This window comes from Pseudomonas sp., assembly GCF_030683065.1.
Taxonomy (GTDB): domain Bacteria; phylum Pseudomonadota; class Gammaproteobacteria; order Pseudomonadales; family Pseudomonadaceae; genus Aquipseudomonas.
In genome coordinates this window covers 63231-83407 of the sequence record NZ_JAUXMX010000020.1, presented here as the reverse complement: position 1 = coordinate 83407, position 20177 = coordinate 63231, and the positions used below count along the sequence as shown (strand labels likewise).

Annotated in this window: 13 protein-coding genes and 1 pseudogene; 9 read left to right on the top strand and 5 right to left on the bottom strand. The window is 61.0% G+C overall.

The genetic code is table 11. The features are described 5' to 3' along the window. The first annotated feature begins 337 nt into the window (after positions 1-337). Positions 338-1067, top strand: a pseudogene (locus Q8K09_RS04760) (WYL domain-containing protein). Between the two features lie 324 nt (positions 1068-1391). Here the strand turns inward: Q8K09_RS04760 and katG are convergent. Together katG and Q8K09_RS04750 are read right to left on the bottom strand one after the other, a co-directional pair. After that, positions 1392-3566, bottom strand: a complete 2175-nt coding sequence (gene katG / locus Q8K09_RS04755; protein ID WP_305253834.1) for a catalase/peroxidase HPI — start codon at positions 3564-3566, stop codon at positions 1392-1394. Between the two features lie 416 nt (positions 3567-3982). Next, entirely contained in the window at positions 3983-4972 is a 990-nt protein-coding gene (locus tag Q8K09_RS04750) for a DMT family transporter (protein WP_305253833.1), read from the bottom strand. A 254-nt stretch (positions 4973-5226) separates the two neighbouring features. Between Q8K09_RS04750 and Q8K09_RS04745 the strand changes: the two genes are divergently transcribed. Further along, complete coding sequence (locus tag Q8K09_RS04745; RefSeq protein WP_305253832.1) at positions 5227-5436, top strand: DUF6316 family protein; 210 nt, start codon at positions 5227-5229, stop codon at positions 5434-5436. Between the two features lie 191 nt (positions 5437-5627). On the opposite strand, the gene Q8K09_RS04740 is transcribed toward Q8K09_RS04745, so the two are convergent. Together Q8K09_RS04740 and pap are read right to left on the bottom strand one after the other, a co-directional pair. After that, positions 5628-6812, bottom strand: a complete 1185-nt coding sequence (locus Q8K09_RS04740; RefSeq protein WP_305253831.1) for a thiolase family protein — start codon at positions 6810-6812, stop codon at positions 5628-5630. Positions 6813-6967: 155 nt separating this feature from the next. Beyond that, positions 6968-8455: a polyphosphate:AMP phosphotransferase gene (gene pap / locus Q8K09_RS04735; RefSeq protein ID WP_305253830.1), complete on the bottom strand. Its 1488-nt coding sequence runs from the start codon at positions 8453-8455 to the stop codon at positions 6968-6970. 200 nt (positions 8456-8655) lie between these two features. On the opposite strand from pap, the gene mnmC reads away from it, so the two are divergent. From mnmC to Q8K09_RS04720, 3 genes are all read left to right on the top strand, one after another. Next, a complete protein-coding gene (gene mnmC / locus Q8K09_RS04730; protein ID WP_305253829.1) occupies positions 8656-10638 on the top strand; it encodes a bifunctional tRNA (5-methylaminomethyl-2-thiouridine)(34)-methyltransferase MnmD/FAD-dependent 5-carboxymethylaminomethyl-2-thiouridine(34) oxidoreductase MnmC in 1983 nt (660 codons plus the stop codon). Positions 10639-10719: 81 nt separating this feature from the next. Next, the gene (locus Q8K09_RS04725) at positions 10720-11280 is read left to right on the top strand and encodes a DUF3365 domain-containing protein (RefSeq protein WP_305253828.1); all 561 of its coding nucleotides are present in this window, start codon (positions 10720-10722) and stop codon (positions 11278-11280) included. Further along, positions 11277-11546, top strand: a complete 270-nt coding sequence (locus tag Q8K09_RS04720; protein WP_305253827.1) for a metal-sensing transcriptional repressor — start codon at positions 11277-11279, stop codon at positions 11544-11546. Before Q8K09_RS04725 ends, Q8K09_RS04720 begins: the two co-directional genes overlap by 4 nt. Before the next feature lie 244 nt (positions 11547-11790). On the opposite strand, the gene Q8K09_RS04715 is transcribed toward Q8K09_RS04720, so the two are convergent. After that, entirely contained in the window at positions 11791-12264 is a 474-nt protein-coding gene (locus Q8K09_RS04715; protein ID WP_305253826.1) for a MarR family winged helix-turn-helix transcriptional regulator, read from the bottom strand. Between the two features lie 111 nt (positions 12265-12375). Here Q8K09_RS04715 and Q8K09_RS04710 point away from each other — a divergent pair, with 111 nt between their 5' ends. The 4 genes from Q8K09_RS04710 to Q8K09_RS04695 all read left to right on the top strand — a co-directional run bounded on the left by Q8K09_RS04710 (position 12376) and on the right by Q8K09_RS04695 (position 20174). After that, on the top strand, positions 12376-14145 hold the full coding sequence (locus Q8K09_RS04710; protein WP_305253825.1) for an N-acetylglutaminylglutamine amidotransferase: 1770 nt from the start codon (positions 12376-12378) through the stop codon (positions 14143-14145). Positions 14146-14291: 146 nt separating this feature from the next. Further along, on the top strand, positions 14292-16028 hold the full coding sequence (gene ngg / locus Q8K09_RS04705; protein ID WP_305253824.1) for an N-acetylglutaminylglutamine synthetase: 1737 nt from the start codon (positions 14292-14294) through the stop codon (positions 16026-16028). A gap of 111 nt (positions 16029-16139) precedes the next feature. Further along, the gene (locus tag Q8K09_RS04700; RefSeq protein ID WP_305253823.1) at positions 16140-17330 is read left to right on the top strand and encodes an osmoprotectant NAGGN system M42 family peptidase; all 1191 of its coding nucleotides are present in this window, start codon (positions 16140-16142) and stop codon (positions 17328-17330) included. Between the two features lie 90 nt (positions 17331-17420). After that, positions 17421-20174: a hybrid sensor histidine kinase/response regulator gene (locus Q8K09_RS04695; protein WP_305253822.1), complete on the top strand. Its 2754-nt coding sequence runs from the start codon at positions 17421-17423 to the stop codon at positions 20172-20174. Positions 20175-20177 lie beyond the last annotated feature (3 nt).

The following is a 20177-nucleotide window of genomic DNA, read 5'->3' as shown; positions in this document are numbered from 1 at the left end:
TTAAGCTAACTTCTTGTTTTACAAGAGGTTTACCGAGAGGCCTGCGCCAGAAGAGGTGCGGATTATAGGCCCAGCAGAATCTACGTCAAGGCTTTATTCGAAGTTATTTACTGCCCCAACGCCCTGCTCTCATTTAATACCTGTAGCGGGCTAAGTGTATGGTGAACATTAAGTTCGCAGGTCAGGGTAGGCAATACAGAAATGCTCAGTTCGGCGTGATGCTCAGGTACCAGACAGGCTAGCTTCTGCCTGAACAAACGAGAGCAACGACTACTATTAGATTCTCCCAGCTGCTCTACTCTGGCTCACCCCCAGCCCTGCCTACGCAAGCCCGCCCATTACAACCACGCTTCACGCACCGCCTTGGCTTCATCCATGGTGCAGCCTTCCTTACATTAATCAACATGCGCCGGAAAACATGGCGTACGACAAGCGCCTCAAGGGCTACGTCCCCGGCGCGCAGTTCGTCCCACGGGTCATCGATGACAGTGCCAGCGCTTACCTGCATCTGCTCAACCAGAACCATGAGCGCGCGCACTATATCGAGGAGCTGGCCCTGGCTTACGCCCACACGGAGGTGTTGCAGGTGCCAGATCGCACAATACGTCCCGAAGTCCTCCGGCCACTGCTGAAAGCCTGCCGTGAAGACCTGTGCCTGGAATGTGAATATCACGCCTGATCGCCCCGCACACCCTGGTCGACACCGGCATGCGCTGGCATGTGCGCGCCTATTGCGAGCGCACCGGTGAGTACCGGGACTTTGTGCTGAGCCGCTTCCGAGGGACTCCGGACTTGATGGCCGATGACTCCGCGCATGGCCGCCACGGCGATGACGGATGGAATACCGCCGTGCAGCCGACTCGCGCCTCAAACCGGAACAACAAGTCATCATCGAAAGCGACTACGGCATGCAGGATGGCCAACTGGTGATCGACACCCGCGGCGCCCTGGTGCAGTAAGTGCTGCAGCGCTACCAGATCGATCCAAACAAGGTACATGCCAAGGCGACGGCGCAGCAGATCGTGGTGGCCAATCTGGATGAACTGAAGCAGTGGCTATACCAGTAAGGCCTTGGCGGTTAATCGCCGACTTACGATACTTGGAAGGTGGGTGCCCGCCGCTAACCCAACAATTTCTGTACCAGCACCGTTAGCCCAGCCAACCGCTTGTACCCGCGCAGCTAGCCAACGAAACGACGCGGGCCGGCTAAACGGGCACGACCGGCAGGCCAGGTATGTGTAAAGAAAGCGTGCATGTGTGCAGGGTTAGGCGAGGCTGATAAACCTGTTGGGTGGGCCCAGCATTAATGAAGTTATCAGTAACGCTGGGCAGTTGCGGTAATCGGCAAGTAGGTTCCCCCGCAGGCATTGCGCGCTGCGGAGGAAGGTGGGTTACGCCAGGTCGAAGCGATCGGCGTTCATTACTTTGGTCCAGGCCGCGACGAAGTCATTGACGAACTTCTCGCGGTTATCGTCCTGTGCATACACCTCAGCGTAAGCGCGAAGGATCGAGTTGGAGCCGAAGACCAGGTCGGCGCGGGTCGCCGTCCATTTCACGGCGCCAGTGTTGCGATCGACAATCTCGTAGAGGTTGCGGCCAGTCGGTTTCCAGGTATTGGCCATATCGGTCAGGTTGACGAAGAAGTCATTGGTCAACTGGCCTTCGCGGTCGGTGAACACACCGTGCTTGCTGCCCGCATGGTTGGTGCCGAGCACCCGCATGCCACCTACCAATACGGTCATTTCAGGCGCGGTTAGACCCATCAACTGGGTGCGATCAAGCAGCAACTCCTCAGCGCTGACCACGTAGTCCTTTTTCAGCCAGTTGCGGTAGCCATCGGCCGCTGGCTCCATGTACTCGAAGGAGTCAACGTCGGTCATCGCCTGGCTGGCATCGCCACGGCCCGGTGCGAATGGCACGCTAACGTCGAAGCCGGCGGCCTTGATAGCCTGTTCGATGCCGAGATTGCCGGCCAGTACGATCACGTCGGCCACGCTTGCGCCGGTATCGCTGGCAATGCTTTCCAGCACAGCCAGCACTTTGGCCAGGCGCGCCGGCTCATTGCCTTCCCAGTCTTTCTGCGGAGCCAGACGAATGCGCGCACCGTTTGCCCCACCACGCATGTCGGAGCCACGGAACGTCCGGGCGCTGTCCCAGGCAGTGCTGACCATTTCGCTCAGGGTCAGGCCGCTGGCAGCGATCTTCGCCTTGACGGCGGCGACATCGTAGTCGCTGCGGCCTGCCGGTACCGGATCCTGCCAGATCAGGTCTTCCTGCGGTGCTTCTGGCCCGATATAGCGGGTCTTCGGCCCCAAGTCGCGGTGGGTCAGTTTGAACCAGGCACGGGCGAACATTTCAGTGAAATGGGCTGGGTCCTTGTAGAAACGCTCGGAGATCTTGCGATACTCCGGATCCATCTTCATGGCCATGTCGGCATCGGTCATGATCGGGTTGTGGCGGATAGTTGGGTCCTCGACATCAACCGGCTTGTCTTCTTCCTTGATGTTGATCGGCTCCCACTGCCAGGCGCCGGCCGGGCTCTTTTTCAGTTCCCAGTCGTAGTTGAGCAGTAAATGGAAGTAACCGTTGTCCCACTGCGTTGGATTGGTTGTCCAGGCGCCCTCAAGGCCACTGGTGACCGTATCGCGGCCAACGCCACGGGTCTTGTGGTTGACCCAGCCCAGGCCCTGCTCTTCTATGCCTGCTGCTTCTGGCTCTGGACCGAGGTTAGCGGCGCTGCCGTTACCGTGGCACTTGCCGACGGTGTGGCCACCCGCAGTCAGGGCGACAGTTTCTTCGTCGTTCATCGCCATGCGCTCAAAGGTAACGCGCACATCATGGGCGGTTTTCAGCGGATCGGGCTTGCCGTCGACACCTTCAGGGTTAACGTAGATCAGGCCCATCATGACCGCTGCCAGCGGGTTATCCAGGTCGCGCTCGCCGGAATAACGGCTGCCTTCGCTACCGGTGGGCGCCAGCCATTCTTTTTCCGAACCCCAGTAGATGTCCTGCTCGGGGTGCCAGATATCTGCGCGACCAAAGGCAAAGCCGAAGGTCTTCAAGCCCATCGACTCATAGGCCACGTTGCCGGCCAGCACGATCAAGTCGGCCCAACTGATCTTGTTGCCGTACTTCTTCTTGATCGGCCAGAGCAGGCGGCGCGCCTTGTCGAGGTTGGCGTTATCCGGCCAGGAGTTCAGTGGAGCGAAACGCTGGTTACCAGTACCGGCACCACCGCGCCCGTCCGCCACACGGTAGGAGCCGGCAGCGTGCCAGGCCATACGAATCATCAGACCGCCGTAATGACCCCAGTCGGCCGGCCACCAATCCTGGCTGTCAGTCATAAAGGTGGTCAGGTCGCGCTTCAGGGCTGCCACATCGAGTTTCTTGACCTCCTCGCGGTACTCAAAGCCGTGCCCCAGCGGATTGGTCTTGCTGTCGTGCTGATGCAGGATATCGAGGTTGAGAGCGTTCGGCCACCACGCCATGTTCGACTTGCTGCTGGACGTATTGCCGCCATGCATAACCGGGCATTGGCCAGCAGATGTTTGACTTTTGGGATCCATATCGAGCTCCTAGGTTTGCAGATGATCAGCTAGTTAATAAGGCCACAGACTGCCGATCAGGTTCACAACTGGCAGTAAATTCAAGGCCAATCGTTTAGCGATTTCAGATTCAGGTTAGCAGCTCAAGACGGCCTTAAATACATTGGGGGGTATTGATATTGCCTATAGTTGCGTTAGTAAAAATTACACCCGAGGCTTGGCTTGCGCTGTTTGATGCCACTCACCGGGCGCACAAGGCTTGAGCGGTGGCCTTGTAGGTGGATTGATGCTGTCGGAGATTCTACCGGCGGGTGCCAATGACCCTGCCCGCCCGCTCTCAAGCGCGGTGGGCTGCCGCCTCTCAGCGGCACGGCTGTTGTCGGATCAAGGGAAGCGCAACGTCTCGGAGCGGCTGCGCTGATGCTCACCGACAACGTTTACTCATTAGAAGACGGGGAGACTTCTCGCGACTGCACCGCCACGCGAACCCGTCGGGCACGCAAGCTGGCCATCAATAATGGGCCGATGGCCGTCAGTGCCGACCCCAGCACCACCAAGGCCGCGCCACCGTAGGCGATCCAATTGATCTGTTCGGGCTGAACATGCTCCGGCCACCAGGTCGCCGCCAGCGCGACCGAGCCAAACGTTACCAGCGGCGTAATCGCCAGCGCCGCACTGACCCGCGAGGCCTCCCAGTGCGCCAACGCCTCGGCGAACGCGCCATAAGCCACCAGCGTGTTCAAGCAGCAGGCAAACAGCAGCCAGCCCTGCAGCGCACTCAACTCGACGACTTGCAGTGGCTGCGCCCAAGGCGTCAACAACAGCGCGCACGCCAGGTAGATCACCATCATCACCTGCAATGAGTTCCACACGGTCAGCAACTGCTTTTGCGCCAAGCCATAAAATGTCCAGACAACCGCCGCCAGCAGCACGATCAGCACACCAGCCGTGTAAGTGGTCAATGATGTCAGCAGTTCAGCCAGGCGCTGATTGAAAAACAGTGCAAAACCCAACAGCAGCACCGCCAGGCCAATGCCTTGAGCGAGACTGAAACGCTCGCGAAAGATCAACAGACTGCTGACCAGCAATAGGATCGGCGCAACCTGGATCACCAGTTGCGTGGTGCCCGGGCTGAGCAAGCTCAGGCCCATCAGATAGAGCACATAGTTGGCACTTAACCCGGCAATCGCCAAGACGAGAAGCCCGCCACCCTTGCGCCCCAGAGGACGAAAACGTGGCAAGCCCCCGGATGCAGCCAGGTAAGCCAGCAGGATCGAACCGGACACCAGCAGTCGATACCAGGTGACTGTCACCGGGTCCATCACCTGCAGTACTTCCTTGAGCTTGATCGGCAACACGCCCCAGAGCAGCGCGGTGAGCAGCGCCAGAAAAAGCCCATGGAGCCAACGACCAGAAGAGATATGCATGACTGCCTCGAGCGAACGCTAACGGCGAAAATGACATTTTATGCCGCCATGGCTCACCGGAACAGTCACAGCTCCGCAGGCTCGCACACGGTAACTGTACCGCTTGCACACAACATTTCGTCATAAGCTTGACGTTTAGCCAGCAAAGATTGTGCAGTCAAAGTCAAAAAACTAACCATTGGTCGTCAACTCGAGCGCGTTGATCCGCGAGGATTAGACTCAAACTGATCAGCGCATTGCATGAGGTTCTCACCATGTTCGGTCAACGTACCATCGACCCCAGCCCAGGCACGCATTACCGCAGCGAACGGGTCAGTGCGGTCAACGGCCAGTACTTCTTCGCCACCCGCGAGGGTACTCTCGAAGGGCCCTACTTCACACGCGTCGACGCAGAGCGAGAAATCGCCTTTTATATTCGTCGCATGGTGCAGGCCAACGAGATCATCGAGAGCCGAGCATTCTGAATTAAGGATGTGCCGCGCAAAATAAAGGCGATGCACCTGTTAGCCGTTACAAGGCGTTAAGTCGTAGGTTGACGCGCATGTATCCGGCGCACGCGACTCGTTGCATGCAAAAGTTGACGGGGTATCGCCATAAAAAACCGCGCCTGATTCGACGCGGTTTTATGGCTAACCCACGCTTACAAGGCTGCGTTTCAGCGATACGCCTCGAACAAGCCGGTGGCGCCCATGCCGCCACCCACACACATGGTGACGATGCCGTAGCGCAGATTACGGCGCTGCAGTTCGCGCACCAGATGACCGACCTGGCGCGAGCCGGTCATGCCGAACGGATGGCCGATCGAGATAGAGCCACCATTGACGTTGTACTTGTCGTTGTCGATTCCCAGGCAGTCGCGGGCATATAGGCACTGCGAGGCGAAGGCTTCGTTGAGTTCCCACAGGTCGATATCGGCAACGCTCAGGCCCTTGGCCTTGAGCAACTTAGGCACCGAAAACACCGGACCGATGCCCATCTCGTCCGGCTCGCAGCCGGCTACGGTGAAACCGCGGAAGTAGGCTATTGGCTTCAGACCCAGCTCAAGGGCTTTTTCCAGGCTCATCACCAGGGTCATGGAGGCGCCATCGGACAACTGCGAGGCGTTGCCGGCCGTTACCGAGCCGTCCTCGGCAAATACCGGCTTGAGCGAAGCCAGGCTTGCCAGGGTAGTGTCGGCACGGTTGCAATCGTCACGCTCGACCACGCCATCAACGATAGTCTTCTCGCCAGTGGTTTTGTCTTCGACCAGGTACTTGACGCTCATCGGCACGATTTCGTCGTCGAACAGGCCTTCGGCCTGGGCCCGTGCAGTACGCTGCTGGCTCTGCAGAGCATAGGCATCCTGGGCTTCGCGGCTGACGTTGTAGCGCCGCGCGACGATTTCGGCGGTCTGACCCATGGGGTAGTAGATCCCCGGTACATCCTTTTGCAGGATGGGGTTGAACAGCTTGTCGGTGTTCATGCTTTTCATGGTCATGGTGATCGACTCGACGCCGCCAGCGACGATGATCTCGCTGCAACCCGAGGCAATCTGATTGGCGGCGATGGCAATGGCCTGCAGGCCCGAAGAGCAGAAGCGGTTGAGGGTCATGCCCGCCACCTGGGTACCCAGACCGGAGAGCACCGCCACATTACGGCCGATGTTCATGCCCTGGGCGCCCTCGTTGGAGCCGGCACCGACGATGCAATCCTCGACCAGCGCAGGATCCAGGCCGCTGCGCGCCAGCAGCGCATTCACACAATGGGCCGCCATATCGTCGGGACGGGTCTGGTTGAACTTGCCACGAAAGGATTTGGCCAAGCCAGTCCGCACGCTATCGACAATCACCACTTCACGCATGACGCACCTCATTATTATTGACGTTGGATATCGGGCGAGAATAAGACCGAACAATCTCAACCGGCGACGATCATTCATCAGCCGTATGCGCGCCCATCTTCTGCCAGATTCCAAGGCCGCACTGCCAGCCACAAATAAGCTAGCCCGGATCGCGGTCAGTCCTTGGCGAACGCTGCCTCCAGTGCTTCATTGATGGTGCGCAGTACCTTGACCCGCGCGAAACGTTTGTCGTTGGCTTCGACCAGGGTCCAGGGCGCGATTTCGGTACTGGTACGGTCGACCATATCGCCTACCGCATCGCGGTAAAGCGGCCACTTGTCGCGATTGCGCCAGTCATCCTCGGTGATTTTGAAGCGCTTGAAGGGTATCTGCTCACGCTCAGTGAAGCGTTGCAGCTGGGTTTCCGAATCGATTGCCAACCAGAACTTGACCAACACCACGCCAGCGTCGGTCAGCTGCTCCTCGAAGTCGTTGATCTCGCCATAGGCACGCAACCAGTCGGCGGAACTGCAAAAACCCTCGACCCGCTCCACCAGCACGCGGCCGTACCAGGAGCGGTCGAACATGGTGAACTTGCCACGCGCCGGAATGTGCCGCCAAAAACGCCACAGGTAAGGTTGCGCGCGCTCCTCGTCGCTGGGGGCCGCCACTTGCACGATGCGATACAGCCGCGGGTCAAGCGCCGCCGTAACACGGCGAATCGCGCCACCCTTGCCGGCCGCATCATTACCCTCGAACACTGCCACCAGCGCGTGCTTGCGCATGCGCTTGTCACGCAGCAAGCCCGACAGGCGCGCTTGTTCGGTGATCAGTTGCTCGTTGTACTCGGCCTTGTCCAGCGCCTGACTCATGTCCAGGCTGTCGAGCAAACTCAAGTGATCGAGGCTGGATATGAGTGGCGCCGCATGGGGCTGCGGCACCGGGCGGTTCTTGGTTTTGAGTGCGACTTGCAAGCCATCGAGGAGAATCCGCCCCACCGTCAGGCTGCGGTAATACTCATCCATGCCCTCAACCACATACCAGGGTGCATAGTCGCGACTGGTGCGGCGCAATACCCGCTCGCCGAACCGCACATATTTGTCGTAAGTCTTGGACTGCTGCCAGTCCAGCGGGCTGATTCGCCAGCTGTGCAAGGGGTCGTCCTGCAGCGACTTGAGCCGTGCCTTCATCTGCTTCTTGGACAGATGAAACCAGAACTTGAAAATCAGTGCGCCCTCGTCGCACAGCATGCGCTCCAGCGCCGAGGCCGTGTCGGTTGCCTGATCCAGCACAGCATTCTTGAAATTCCCGTGCACCCGCCCCTGCAACATCTGGCTGTACCAGTTGCCGAAAAAAACCCCGATGCGCCCCTTGGGTGGCAGCTGCCGCCAATAACGCCAAGCCGGCGGCCGGGCCAACTCTTCATCGGTCTGCTGATCGAAGGTACTGACCTGGATCAGGCGCGGGTCCATCCACTCGTTGAGTAACTTGACCGTCTCGCCCTTACCGGCGCCCTCAATCCCGCAGAGCAGGATGATCACCGGAAAACGCCCCTGCAGCTTCAGTTCGTACTGTGCCTCCAGCAATGCCTCGCGCAACTCCGGTACAGCCTCGTCGAACGTGGCTTTATCAATGGCGTGACCAATCTCCGCGGACTCGAACATGACGTGCTCCCTGATGTGATCTGCAGAGCCTAGCGGATCGCGTACGCGACAGGGTGAGCCATATGCTGCTGCGCAGCAGATTCATCCGGCAAGCAATCCGCCGCGCGCCAAGGCTGGCCATTCGACAAAAGCCACAACGCAGCTGAGGAGCCCGGACAACCGCGCTAGAATGCCCGCCTGCTCAATCTGGTGTATCTGTCATGCCTGACGCCCCGCTCGACTTACCCGAAACCCGCCCCGCACAGCTCGACTGGGACGCACAAGGGCAGCCGTTATCGCGGCTATTTGGCGATGTGTACTTCTCCAATGAGAATGGTCTGGCCGAGACCCGCCATGTGTTTCTCGTCAATAACGACTTGCCGGCGCGTTTCAACGCCTTGAGTGAGGGTGAGCAACTGACGATAGGCGAAACCGGCTTCGGCACCGGGCTGAACTTTCTCTGCGCCTGGCAGTTGTTCGAACAGCAGGCGCCAGCGGGTGCACGGCTGCACTTTGTCAGTGTCGAAAAATACCCGCTCGACTACGCCGATCTGCAGCGCGCCCTGGCCTTGTGGCCCGAACTGGCACCCTATGCCCATGAACTGCTGGGCCAGTATGTCGCCCTCCATCCGGGCTTTCAGCGTCTGAACCTCGCTGGCGGACGGGTTGTCCTGACCCTGCTGATCGGTGATGCCCTCGAGATGCTGCCGCAACTCGACGCACACATTGATGCCTGGTTTCTTGACGGCTTCGCCCCGGCGAAAAACCCGCAGATGTGGACTGCGGAACTGTTCGCCGAACTGGCCAGGCTAAGCGCCCCCGGCACCAGCATCGGCACCTTCACCAGTACCGGCTATGTGCGCCGGCGCCTGAATGATGCCGGGTTCAAGATGAAGCGCGTACCGGGCCTGGGCAGCAAGTGGGAAGTGCTTAAGGGCCAATTCGTCGGCAGCGCAACGGGCGCCAGTAAACCCTGGTTTGCTCGCCCACCGCAGCACCTGTGTGAGCGCCGTGCGCTGGTCATAGGTGCCGGCATGGCCGGCTGCGCCACCGCATCCAGCCTGGCCGCACGCGGCTGGCAGGTAACCCTGCTGGAACGTCACGCGACTATTGCCGAAGAGGCTTCGGGTAACCCGCAAGGGGTGCTTTACCTCAAGCTGTCGGCCCACGGCACGGCACTCTCGCGCTTGATCGTCAGCGGCTTTGGGCATACCCGCCGCCTGCTCGAGCGGCTACAAAAAGGCCATGACTGGGACAACTGTGGGGTATTGCAACTGGCCCTCGACGACAAGGAAGTACAACGCCAGGCGCAACTGGCGGCAGCGTTCCCAAGCGATCTGCTGATCAACCTGGACCGGGCCGCAGCCGAAACCAAAGCCGGCATCCAACTGCCGGCCGGCGGGCTGTTCTACCCGCAGGCCGGCTGGGTTCACCCTCCGGCGCTGTGCCGGTTGCTCGCCGAGCAGCCCAATATTCGTCTGCAGCTGCACCAGGAAGCACTCGAGTTGCGCCGCGACGGCCAAACCTGGCAGGCCTGGAACAATACGGAGCTACTGGCCAGTGCCGCCGTGGTAGTGCTGGCCGGCGCCGCTGAGATCAAGCGCTTCCCCTACAGCGCCGAACTGCCACTCAAACGTATTCGCGGACAAATCAGCCGAATACCCGCAACCACACAGAGCACCGCACTGCGCAGCGTGGTCTGTGCCTCGGGTTATATCGCCCCCGCGCGCTTGGGTGAACACACCCTGGGCGCCAGTTTCGATTTCAAAAGCGACGACCTGGCACTCAACAGCCTCGACAATGCGGACAATCTTGTCCTGCTTGAAGAAATCTCGAGCGACCTTGCCGAGCGCCTGCACAGCGCTCAGCTCGACCCGGCTAAGCTTGAGGGCCGTGCCGCCTTTCGCTGCACCAGCCCGGATTACTTGCCGATCGTCGGCCCGCTGGCAAATCGCTCGGCCTTCGTCGAGGCCTACGCGGTACTGACCAAGGATGCCCGCCAGGTGCCGGATATCCCCTGCCCCTGGCTTGAGGGTTTATACATCAACAGCGGCCACGGCTCACGCGGGCTGATCACCGCGCCCTTGTCTGGCGAGCTGATTGCCGCCTGGCTGGATAACGAACCGCTGCCGGTGCCGCGAGATGTCGCCGAGGCCTGCCACCCCAACCGATTCGCCCTTCGCCTATTAATACGCGGCCAATAGCCATAACCAGAGGCGCGGTACTTGCACATATCACTCGTCGCAAATACCCTGCGGGGTATGTATTTGAAGAGTTCAGCAATCATGCGCCTAATACTTGTACTCGCCGCCCTGCCCACCATGGCCTGGGCCGCTCCTGGGGCTGACCTGGCTAGCCTCGAACGCGAAGCTGCCAGCCTGGTTCCAGCGTTCCAGCAACAGCTGATGCAAACGGTAAAACAAGCAGTCGCCGAAGGTGGCCCAGTGCACGCCGTGCATGCCTGCCAACTGCTAGCGCCAACAATTGCTGTCGAGCACAGCCAGCAGCCCTGGAAAGTCGGACGCACGGCCTTGCGCCTGCGCAACCCGGACAATCAACCCGATGCGTGGGAACGCCAGGTACTGCAAGAGTTTGCGCAGCGCCAAGGCGCTGGTGAAGACCTGATGCAGATGAATGCCTCGGCAGTTGTCGACGGTGAGTTCCGCTACATGCAAGCCATTGCCACTGGCGAGCCGTGCCTGGCCTGCCATGGCCAGGCGATCAAGGCCGAGGTTGCGGCGAAGATCGAACAAAGCTACCCCGACGATCAGGCCATCGGTTTTACCTTGGGCGAACTGCGTGGTGCGTTCACCCTGCGCCGCACACTTGCGCAGGTCAGCCCATGAGCGAACAAACCCGTGCAGCCCATGAAGATGCAATGCTCAAGCGCCTGGCCAGAGTTGAAGGGCAGATCCGCGGTATCCAGGCGATGATCCGCCGTCATGAGGACTGCGAGGCCATCGCCCAGCAATTCGCAGCCGCCCGCAAGGCGCTGGACAAGGCTTATCAGGAAATGCTCGCCTGCCTGCTGGAAGAAGCCGTACTCGACCCCGAGCATGACCCCACTGAAACCCTGGCCCAGGTTCGCGCCATTTTCACCAAGTACACCTGAAGTACCGGAGCGGACGCCAAGCCATTGCGGGTTCCTGCAAGCAAAGTGCGGCTTGAGCGTTTTGGTCCAAATCCGGCGAATTGTCGAGATCGTAGGGCAGCCCAGGCGGCGCGCAGCGACAGCCCGCCAGCTTTATGCTGCGGCGGTCATCCACGGTGCACTGCCTGCGGCGAGTGACACCCTATAGATCGCCGATTGCCTCGTATCTGGTAACTGTCGTTCGGCGGCATCTCCCGCCGTTCGCTCACTCCATCTCGCCGCACAGTTCCGCCGCGCGTAACAGCGCGGCTGTCAGGCTGTGTCGCTCCCACTCCTTGAGCGCGGCGAAGCGCTGGCGGAACTCTGGTGGCAGCAGCGTCGGGGCTTTGTGCACCAGCTCGCGGCCGGCATCACTGAGCAGCAACCATTGGCGGCGGCGATCCTGGTCGTCGCGCTGGCGCTGAAGCAGGCCGCGCTCCTCGAGACGGTCGAGCATGCCAGACAGGGTCGCCGCCGTCAGACTGACCCGTCCACTCAGGTCGCTGGCGGTCAGTCGTGTCTCACCGGCCAGCACCTGCAGGATCATCAGTTGCATGGGCGTCAGCCCACCGAAACGGGCCAGGCGCTTGGCATGCACCTCGCCGGCCTGTTGCAGACGCCTGAGCGACTGAAAAATCGGCAGATCAAGCGCCATCACGGATGACAAATTAATTTCAGTAGGAACTATTTTATCTGACATATAGGCCTTTTATAAGAAGTTATCGCTTTGACATGAAAGCATTAATTTGTTTACCTGTAACAAGCTCGGTAACTTCGAGCCACTCCCCAACGGCAATACCGGTAAGGAATTATGTGCGGAATAGCTGGAGAACTGCGTTTTGATCAACGACCGGCCGACTTGGCTGCGGTCGAGCGAATCACCCACCACCTGGCTCCTCGTGGCCCCGATGCCCACGGTTTTCACAGCCAGGGGCCGATCGCCTTCGGTCATCGTCGACTGAAGATCATGGACCTGGCCGAAGCCTCCGGCCAGCCAATGATAGATAGCGACCTGGGCCTGTCGATGGTATTCAACGGCGCTATTTATAACTACCCGCAACTGCGTAGCGAGCTGCAAGCGCTTGGCTATCGGTTCTTTTCGGGTGGTGACACCGAGGTGCTGCTCAAGGGTTATCACGCCTGGGGCAAGGACCTGCTACCCAAGCTCAATGGCATGTTCGCTTTCGCTGTGTGGGAGCGCGACACCCAGCAACTGTTCATCGCCAGGGATCGCCTGGGGGTCAAGCCGCTCTACCTGTCGCGTACCGGCCAGCGCCTGCGCTTCGCCTCCAGCCTGCCGGCGCTGCTTGCCGGCGGCGACATCGGCAAGACCCTCGACCCCATCGCGCTCAATCATTACCTGAATTTTCATGCCGTGGTCCCGGCGCCGCGCACCATCCTTGCCGGCGTGGAGAAGCTGCCTGCGGCCAGCTGGATGCTCATCGATGCCCAGGGCAACTGCGAACAGCAGACCTGGTGGAGCCTGCAGTTCGGGCCGCAGGGCGACGAAGTTGATTTCAGCCTGCAAGACTGGAGCGAGCGAGTGCTCGACGGCATGCGCGAGGCGGTGTCGATTCGCCAGCGTGCGGCTGTGGAAGTCGGCGTACTGCTCTCCGGCGGCGTCGATTCCAGCCTATTGGTCGGCCTGCTGCGCGAGGCCGGGGTGGAGAATCTGTCGACCTTCTCCATCGGTTTTGAGGATGCCGGCGGCGAGCGTGGCGACGAGTTTCAGTATTCCGACTTAATCGCCGAGCACTTCACGACCCGCCACCACCAACTGCGCATCGGCGAAAACGAGATTCTCGAACAATTGCCTGCCGCCTTTCGCGCCATGAGCGAGCCGATGGTCAGCCACGACTGCATCGCTTTCTATCTGCTGTCGCGCGAAGTGGCCAAGCATTGCAAGGTGGTGCAAAGCGGCCAGGGCGCCGACGAGCTGTTCGCGGGCTACCACTGGTACCCGCTGGTGGATGGTGCCGACGATGCCTTCGCCGCCTACCGTAAGGCCTTCTTTGACCGTGAGCACGACGAGTACGCTGCCTGCGTGCAGCCCGAGTGGCTGACCAACGACGCGGCCGGCGATTTCGTTCGCCAGCACTTCGCCCAGCCCGGCGCCAGCGCTGCGGTGGACAAGGCGCTGCGCCTGGACAGCACGGTGATGCTGGTCGACGACCCGGTCAAGCGGGTCGACAACATGACCATGGCCTGGGGACTGGAGGCGCGCACCCCGTTCCTCGACTACCGCCTGGCCGAGCTCTCCGCGCGCATCCCCGGACGCTTCAAGCTGCCCAACGGCGGCAAGCATGTACTCAAGGAAGCGGCGCGCCAGGTGATCCCTGCGGCGGTCATCGACCGCCAGAAAGGCTACTTCCCAGTGCCGGGCCTCAAGCACCTGGACGGCGCAACACTGGGCTGGGTGCGCGACCTGCTGGTCGACCCAAGCCAGGATCGCGGGCTGTTCAACCCGGCCATGCTCGACCGCCTATTGAGCGACCCGCACGGCCAACTCACCCCGCTGCGCGGCTCCAAGCTATGGCAAATGGCGGCGCTCAACCTGTGGCTGAGCGAGCAAGGCCTGTAACACCGTTAACGTGGATGTAAAACGCGCGAGCCCCTGATGGCGCGCGCACCGTCGCCGTAGCCCGGAGCTAACCCGGGGATGTCACGACAGCCTTCGCTACCGGCAACCAGTCCGGGCGCGACTAAACAGCAAAGGATACGTTTCCAATGCGCGCCACTGCCTTCAACCAACGTCTTCTGCGCGGCCAGGCGCCCTCCTACGAGCGCCTGCAGGCACGCTTCGCCGAAGATCACGGGACCGAACCCTGCCAACCCCTGGCCCTGCACTGCGGCTGGGGCCGCCTACTGATTGGTCACACCTACCCTGACGCCGCCGAGCTGGCGCAAGCCCTGTTGAGCGAGCAACCGGGCGAGCGCGATATCGCCCTGTATGTCGCGGCGCCGCAGCAGGTGCTGGCGCAAGCGCCACAGCAATTATTCCTCGACCCCTCGGACACCTTGCGCCTGTGGTTCAGCGACTATCGCCCGGCGCACAGCGGCTTTCGTGGCTACCGTATCCGCCGTGCGCAAAATGCCGAGGACTGGCAGGCGATCAACTGCCTGTACCAGATGCGCGGCATGCTGCCGATCGACCCGGAAAAACTCACCCCACGGCACCAGGGCGGCCCGGTGTACTGGCTGGCCGAGGACGAAGACAGCGGCGCGGTGATCGGCAGCGTCATGGGCCTCAACCACCACAAGGCCTACCAGGACCCGGAGCACGGCAGCAGCCTCTGGTGCCTGGCGGTCGACCCCCGCTGCAACCGCCCAGGGGTCGGTGAAGTGCTGGTACGCCACCTGATCGAACACTTCATGAGCCGCGGCCTGAGCTACCTCGACCTCTCGGTACTGCACGACAACCGCCAGGCCAAGGCGCTCTATGCCAAGCTCGGCTTTCGCGAGCTGCAGACCTTCAGTATCAAGCGCAAGAACAGCATCAACCAGCCGCTGTTTCTCGGCCCCGGCCCCGAGGCAGACCTCAACCCCTATGCGCGAATCATCGTCGACGAAGCCCTGCGCCGGGGCATTGAGGTGCAGGTCGACGACGCCGAAGCAGGGCTGTTCACCCTCAGCCACGGCGGCCGACGCATCCGCTGCCGTGAATCGCTGACCGACCTGACCAGCGCTGTCAGCATGACCCTGTGCCAAGACAAGCGCCTGACGCATCGCGCCCTCAGTCGCGCCGGCCTCAGCCTGCCAGCGCAGCGCCTGGCAGGTAGCGCCGAAGAGAACGCGGCCTTTCTGACCGAGCACGGCAGCTTGGTAGTCAAGCCAGTCGACGGCGAACAGGGCCAGGGCGTTGCAGTCGACCTGCGCAGCCCGACCGAGGTGCAGGACGCAATCGAACGTGCCAAGGTCTTCGACAGCCGCGTGCTGCTGGAAAGCTTCCATGAAGGCCATGACCTGCGCATTCTGGTGATTGGCTTTGACGTGGTCGCCGCCTCCATCCGCCGCCCAGCTGAAGTGATCGGCGACGGCCGCCACTGCATCGGCGACCTGATCGACGCGCAGAGCCGCCGCCGCCAGGCTGCCACCGATGGTGAAAGCCGGATCCCCAAGGATGCGGAAACCCTGCGTACCTTGCATGCCGCCGGGGTCGACTACGCCAGCATCCTGCCCCAGGGCCAGCGTCTGGCCGTGCGCAAGACCGCCAACCTGCACACCGGTGGTTGCCTGCAGGACGTCACCGGGATCCTCCACCCGGCGCTGGCCGACGCGGCGGTTAAAGCTGCTCGCGCACTGGAAATCCCAGTGGTCGGGCTCGACCTGCTGGTGATGGCCGCCGACCAACCGGAACACGTATTCATCGAAGCCAACGAACGCGCCGGCCTGGCCAACCACCAACCGCAACCGACCGCCGAGCGCTTTATCGACCTGCTTTTCCCGCTCAGCCAGGTGGGCTGAGCCAACACGCCCATGGACGCCTAGTCCTTGCTGGCGATCTTAACGCCCCTGATCGCCAGCAAGGACTAGGCGTCCCCCTGGCTCCAACATCGGCCCGAACTGGAGATTGCCATGCAACCGATACCCGAACCCGACCTTGCCTACCTGCAGAAAGTTCTGCTGGAGATGCTCGCCATCCCCAGCCCGACCGGTTTCACCGACACCATCGTGCGCTACGTTGCCGAGCGCCTGGAAGAGCTCGGCATTCCTTTTGAGATGACCCGCCGCGGCACTATTCGCGGCACCTTGAAAGGCAAGCAAAGCAGCCCGGACCGCGCAGTATCAGCCCACCTCGACACCATCGGGGCGATTGTCCGTGAGCTAAAGGACACTGGTCGGCTGGCATTGGCCCCGGTGGGTTGCTGGTCGAGCCGCTTCGCCGAAGGCAGCCGGGTCAGTCTATTCACCGATCACGGGGTGATCCGCGGTAGCGTGTTACCGCTGATGGCATCGGGACATGCCTTCAACACCGAGGTGGATCGACTGCCGATCAGCTGGGATCACGTCGAACTGCGCCTGGATGCTTACACCACCACCCGCGCCGACTGCGAATCGCTGGGTATCTCGGTTGGCGATTTCGTCGCCTTCGACCCGCTGCCCGAATTCACCGAAAGCGGCCATATCAGCGCCCGTCACCTGGATGACAAAGCCGGCGTTGCCGCCCTGCTCGCGGCGCTCAAGGCCATCAAGGAAAGCGGCCTGGAACCGGAAATCGACTGCCATCCGCTATTTACCATCACCGAGGAGGTCGGCTCCGGTGCCGCCGCAGTATTACCCTGGGATGTCAGCGAGTTCGTCGGCATCGATATCGCCCCTGTCGCACCCGGCCAGCAGTCCAGCGAGCACACGGTCAGCGTGGCCATGCAGGACTCCGGCGGCCCCTACGACTATCACCTGTCGCGGCATCTACTGCGCCTGGCCAGCGATAACGAAATACCGGTACGCCGTGACCTGTTTCGCTATTACCACAGCGACACGCAGTCGGCCGTCACCGCCGGCCATGATATCCGCACCGCCCTGCTGGCCTTCGGCTGCGATGCCACCCACGGCTACGAGCGCACCCATGTCGACAGCCTCGCCAGCCTCTGCCGCCTACTCTGCGCCTACCTGCTCAGCCCGCCGGTATTCGCCAGCGACGCCCAACCTGCCCAGGGTTCACTGGAGCGTTTCAGTCATCAACTGGAGCACAACACGCAGATGGAAAGCGAGACCCGCGTTCCAACCGTCGACAGCCTGCTCGGCCAGCGCGACAAGGACGCTTGAAGGACACCCCGCATAAAGGCACAGTGGCCGATAGATGATGACCGGCGTGGCGTGTTTCATGCGCTCCCGCTAACGATAAGGGGAGCGCGGATGCCGCGTATTTGCCTGGCAGTGCTGTTGCTCTGGCTGTGTGGCCCGGCGTGGGCATTATTGCCCGCGCAATTGGACAAGCCTGAGCTGCGCCTATCACTCGGCGCCACCATGGGCTACCTGCAAGACCCTGATGGCAGCCTGACTCTCGAACAGGTCAGTGGGCTGGGCGACGAGCGCTTTGAAAGCGTTAAGGGCGAGCATGCCAACCTCGGCAAAAGCAGCTCTGTCTGGTGGTTCAAGGTGCGCCTGCACAACAGCCTGGAGCAGGACCTGGCTGGCTACCTGGAAGTCAACTATCCGCTGCTCGATCATATTCAGGTCTATCTAAGCGGCAGTGACGGCCAGTGGTTAGCGCAAGAAAGTGGCGACCGCTATGCCTTCTCCCAGCGCCCGGTTCAGGTGCGCAATTTCTGGTTCCCGATGACCCTGCCCCCAGGCGAAAACGCCCTGCTGGTCCGCGTGAACACCAGCAGTACGGTATTCGTGCCGCTGTTCTTCAGCACCCACAATGCCAGCGCAGCCGCCCAGGAAAACCTCATGGGCCTGAATGGCGCCTTCTACGGCGTGCTGTTCGCGATGTTCTTCTACAACTTGTTCCTGTTCATCTCCCTGCGCGAACCAGCGTACTTCTGGTACCTGGTTTACAGCCTGAATATCGGCCTGTTCATCATCAGTTTCGATGGCATGCTGTTCAAACTGCTGCCGCAGCATATTGGTCTGCAGTCGATCAGTATTTACATACTGATGTTCCTCCACTGCCTGAGCGCCAGTCAGTTCAGCCGTCACTTCCTGCATACCCGGCAACATTTTCCGCGTCTCGACCAGGGCCTGCGCCTGTTCATGCTGGCCACACTCGGCTGCCTGTTATCGCTGCCGCTGATCGGCCTGCAAGCCTGGAATATCCTGGCTAGCCTGACCGTACTGGCAGTCTCACTTGTACTGCTTCTCAGCGGCGCTTATGTGTGGCGCCGCGGCTTGCGCTACGGCTCCTACTACATTCTTGCCTGGGGCATTTTGCTGGCTTCGTTCATCATTGCCACCTCGGGTTCACTGGGGTTCGAGGTGTTTGGCCTGTACGGCGCTGCGGTGGTCAAGATCGGCGTAACCATCGAGTTGATCACTCTGTCCATCGGCCTGGCAGACCGCATCAACATCCTCAAAGAAGAGGGCTTCCATTCACGCCGTGCTGCCGAACAGGCGGAAATCGAAAACCTGGCGAAAAGCCGCTTTCTGGCCATGATGAGCCACGAGATCCGCACCCCACTGAATGGTGTATTGGGCATGCTGCAACTGCTGCGAGAAACCTCACTGGATCGCAGCCAACGCTTCTATGTCGATACCATATCCAGCTCCGGCACCTCCTTGATGGCGGTGATCAACGACATCCTCGACTACGCACGGATCGAGTCCGGCAAGCTCAGCCTGGAACATATCGACTTCGACCTCGAACAACTGACCTCCGACACCCTTAGCCTGTTCACCGGGCAAGCGCTGGACAAGAACCTGCGTCTATATATAAGTCTGGATGCAGACGTGCCCCGATACACCCGCGGCGACCCCACCCGAGTCAAGCAGGTGCTGATGAACCTGCTGAGCAACGCCCTGAAATTCACCGATGAGGGCTATGTCGGGGTAAATGTCTGCCGCCGCAGCGACTCACTCGGCCAAGCCCATCTGGTGTTCTCGGTAAGCGACAGCGGCGTGGGCATCAACCCGGAGAATCAGGCCCGCCTCTTCGAGTCCTTCTCCCAGGGCGACTCCAGTACCACCCGGCGCTACGGCGGCAGCGGCCTGGGCCTGGCAATCAGTAAAGAGCTGGTAGAAATGATGGGCGGGCGCATGGAAGTACAGAGCACGCCGGGCCAGGGCAGCCGCTTCGCCTTCGATATCCCCTTAGGCGACCCAGTGCGTGAAGCCGATGCCCTGACCCGGCTACTCAAGGGCCGTACCGCCCTGCTCTGCTCGCTTGACGGCCTCGGCCTGGACGCCTTGGCTCGCCTGCTCGGTCGCTGGGGCATGCACACCGAACTCTGTCACAACCCGGACAAGCTGCACGGTTACCTGGAAGATGTCAGCACCGCGCCTCTGCTTGTATTGATGTCACCCTGGCCCGGCAGCGCCAACCATTGGCTGGACTCGCTGCACCCTTACCTGCAGCCCGGCCAGCGCATATTACTGCTCTGCCCCCCACAGCAATCCCAGCAGTTACCCCCCTGTGCCGGTATGCGCCTGCTCAGCCTGGCGCAACCGCTAACAGTCAGCGCCCTGCGGGCCACACTGGTCGAACTCTATGCAGAGCACCGCGCCAACGTGGAACACCTGCCGCGAGCAGCACATGCCGAGCAGGCTGGAACTCCGTGCATCCTGGTCGCCGAAGACAATCAGGTTAATCAGTTGGTGGTGCAGGGCTTCTTGAGGAAACGCGGCTATAACGTGCGCCTGGTGAGCAATGGGCTGGCCGCCCTCGATGAATATCAACGCGACCCGGCGGCGATACAACTGATCCTGATGGACTGTGAAATGCCGGTAATGGATGGTTTTGCTGCGACCGAAAAGATTCGCCAGTTTGAGCACCAGCAAAACCTCGTCGCGGTACCCATCGTCGCACTGACCGCGCATACGCTCGACGAGCATCGCCGGCATGGCATGCAGGTCGGCATGAACGATTTCCTCGGCAAGCCACTGGACAGTACCCGACTCTACGCCACCCTTGAGCATTATCTGCTCAGGCAGACCCTGCAAGACAACTGACCC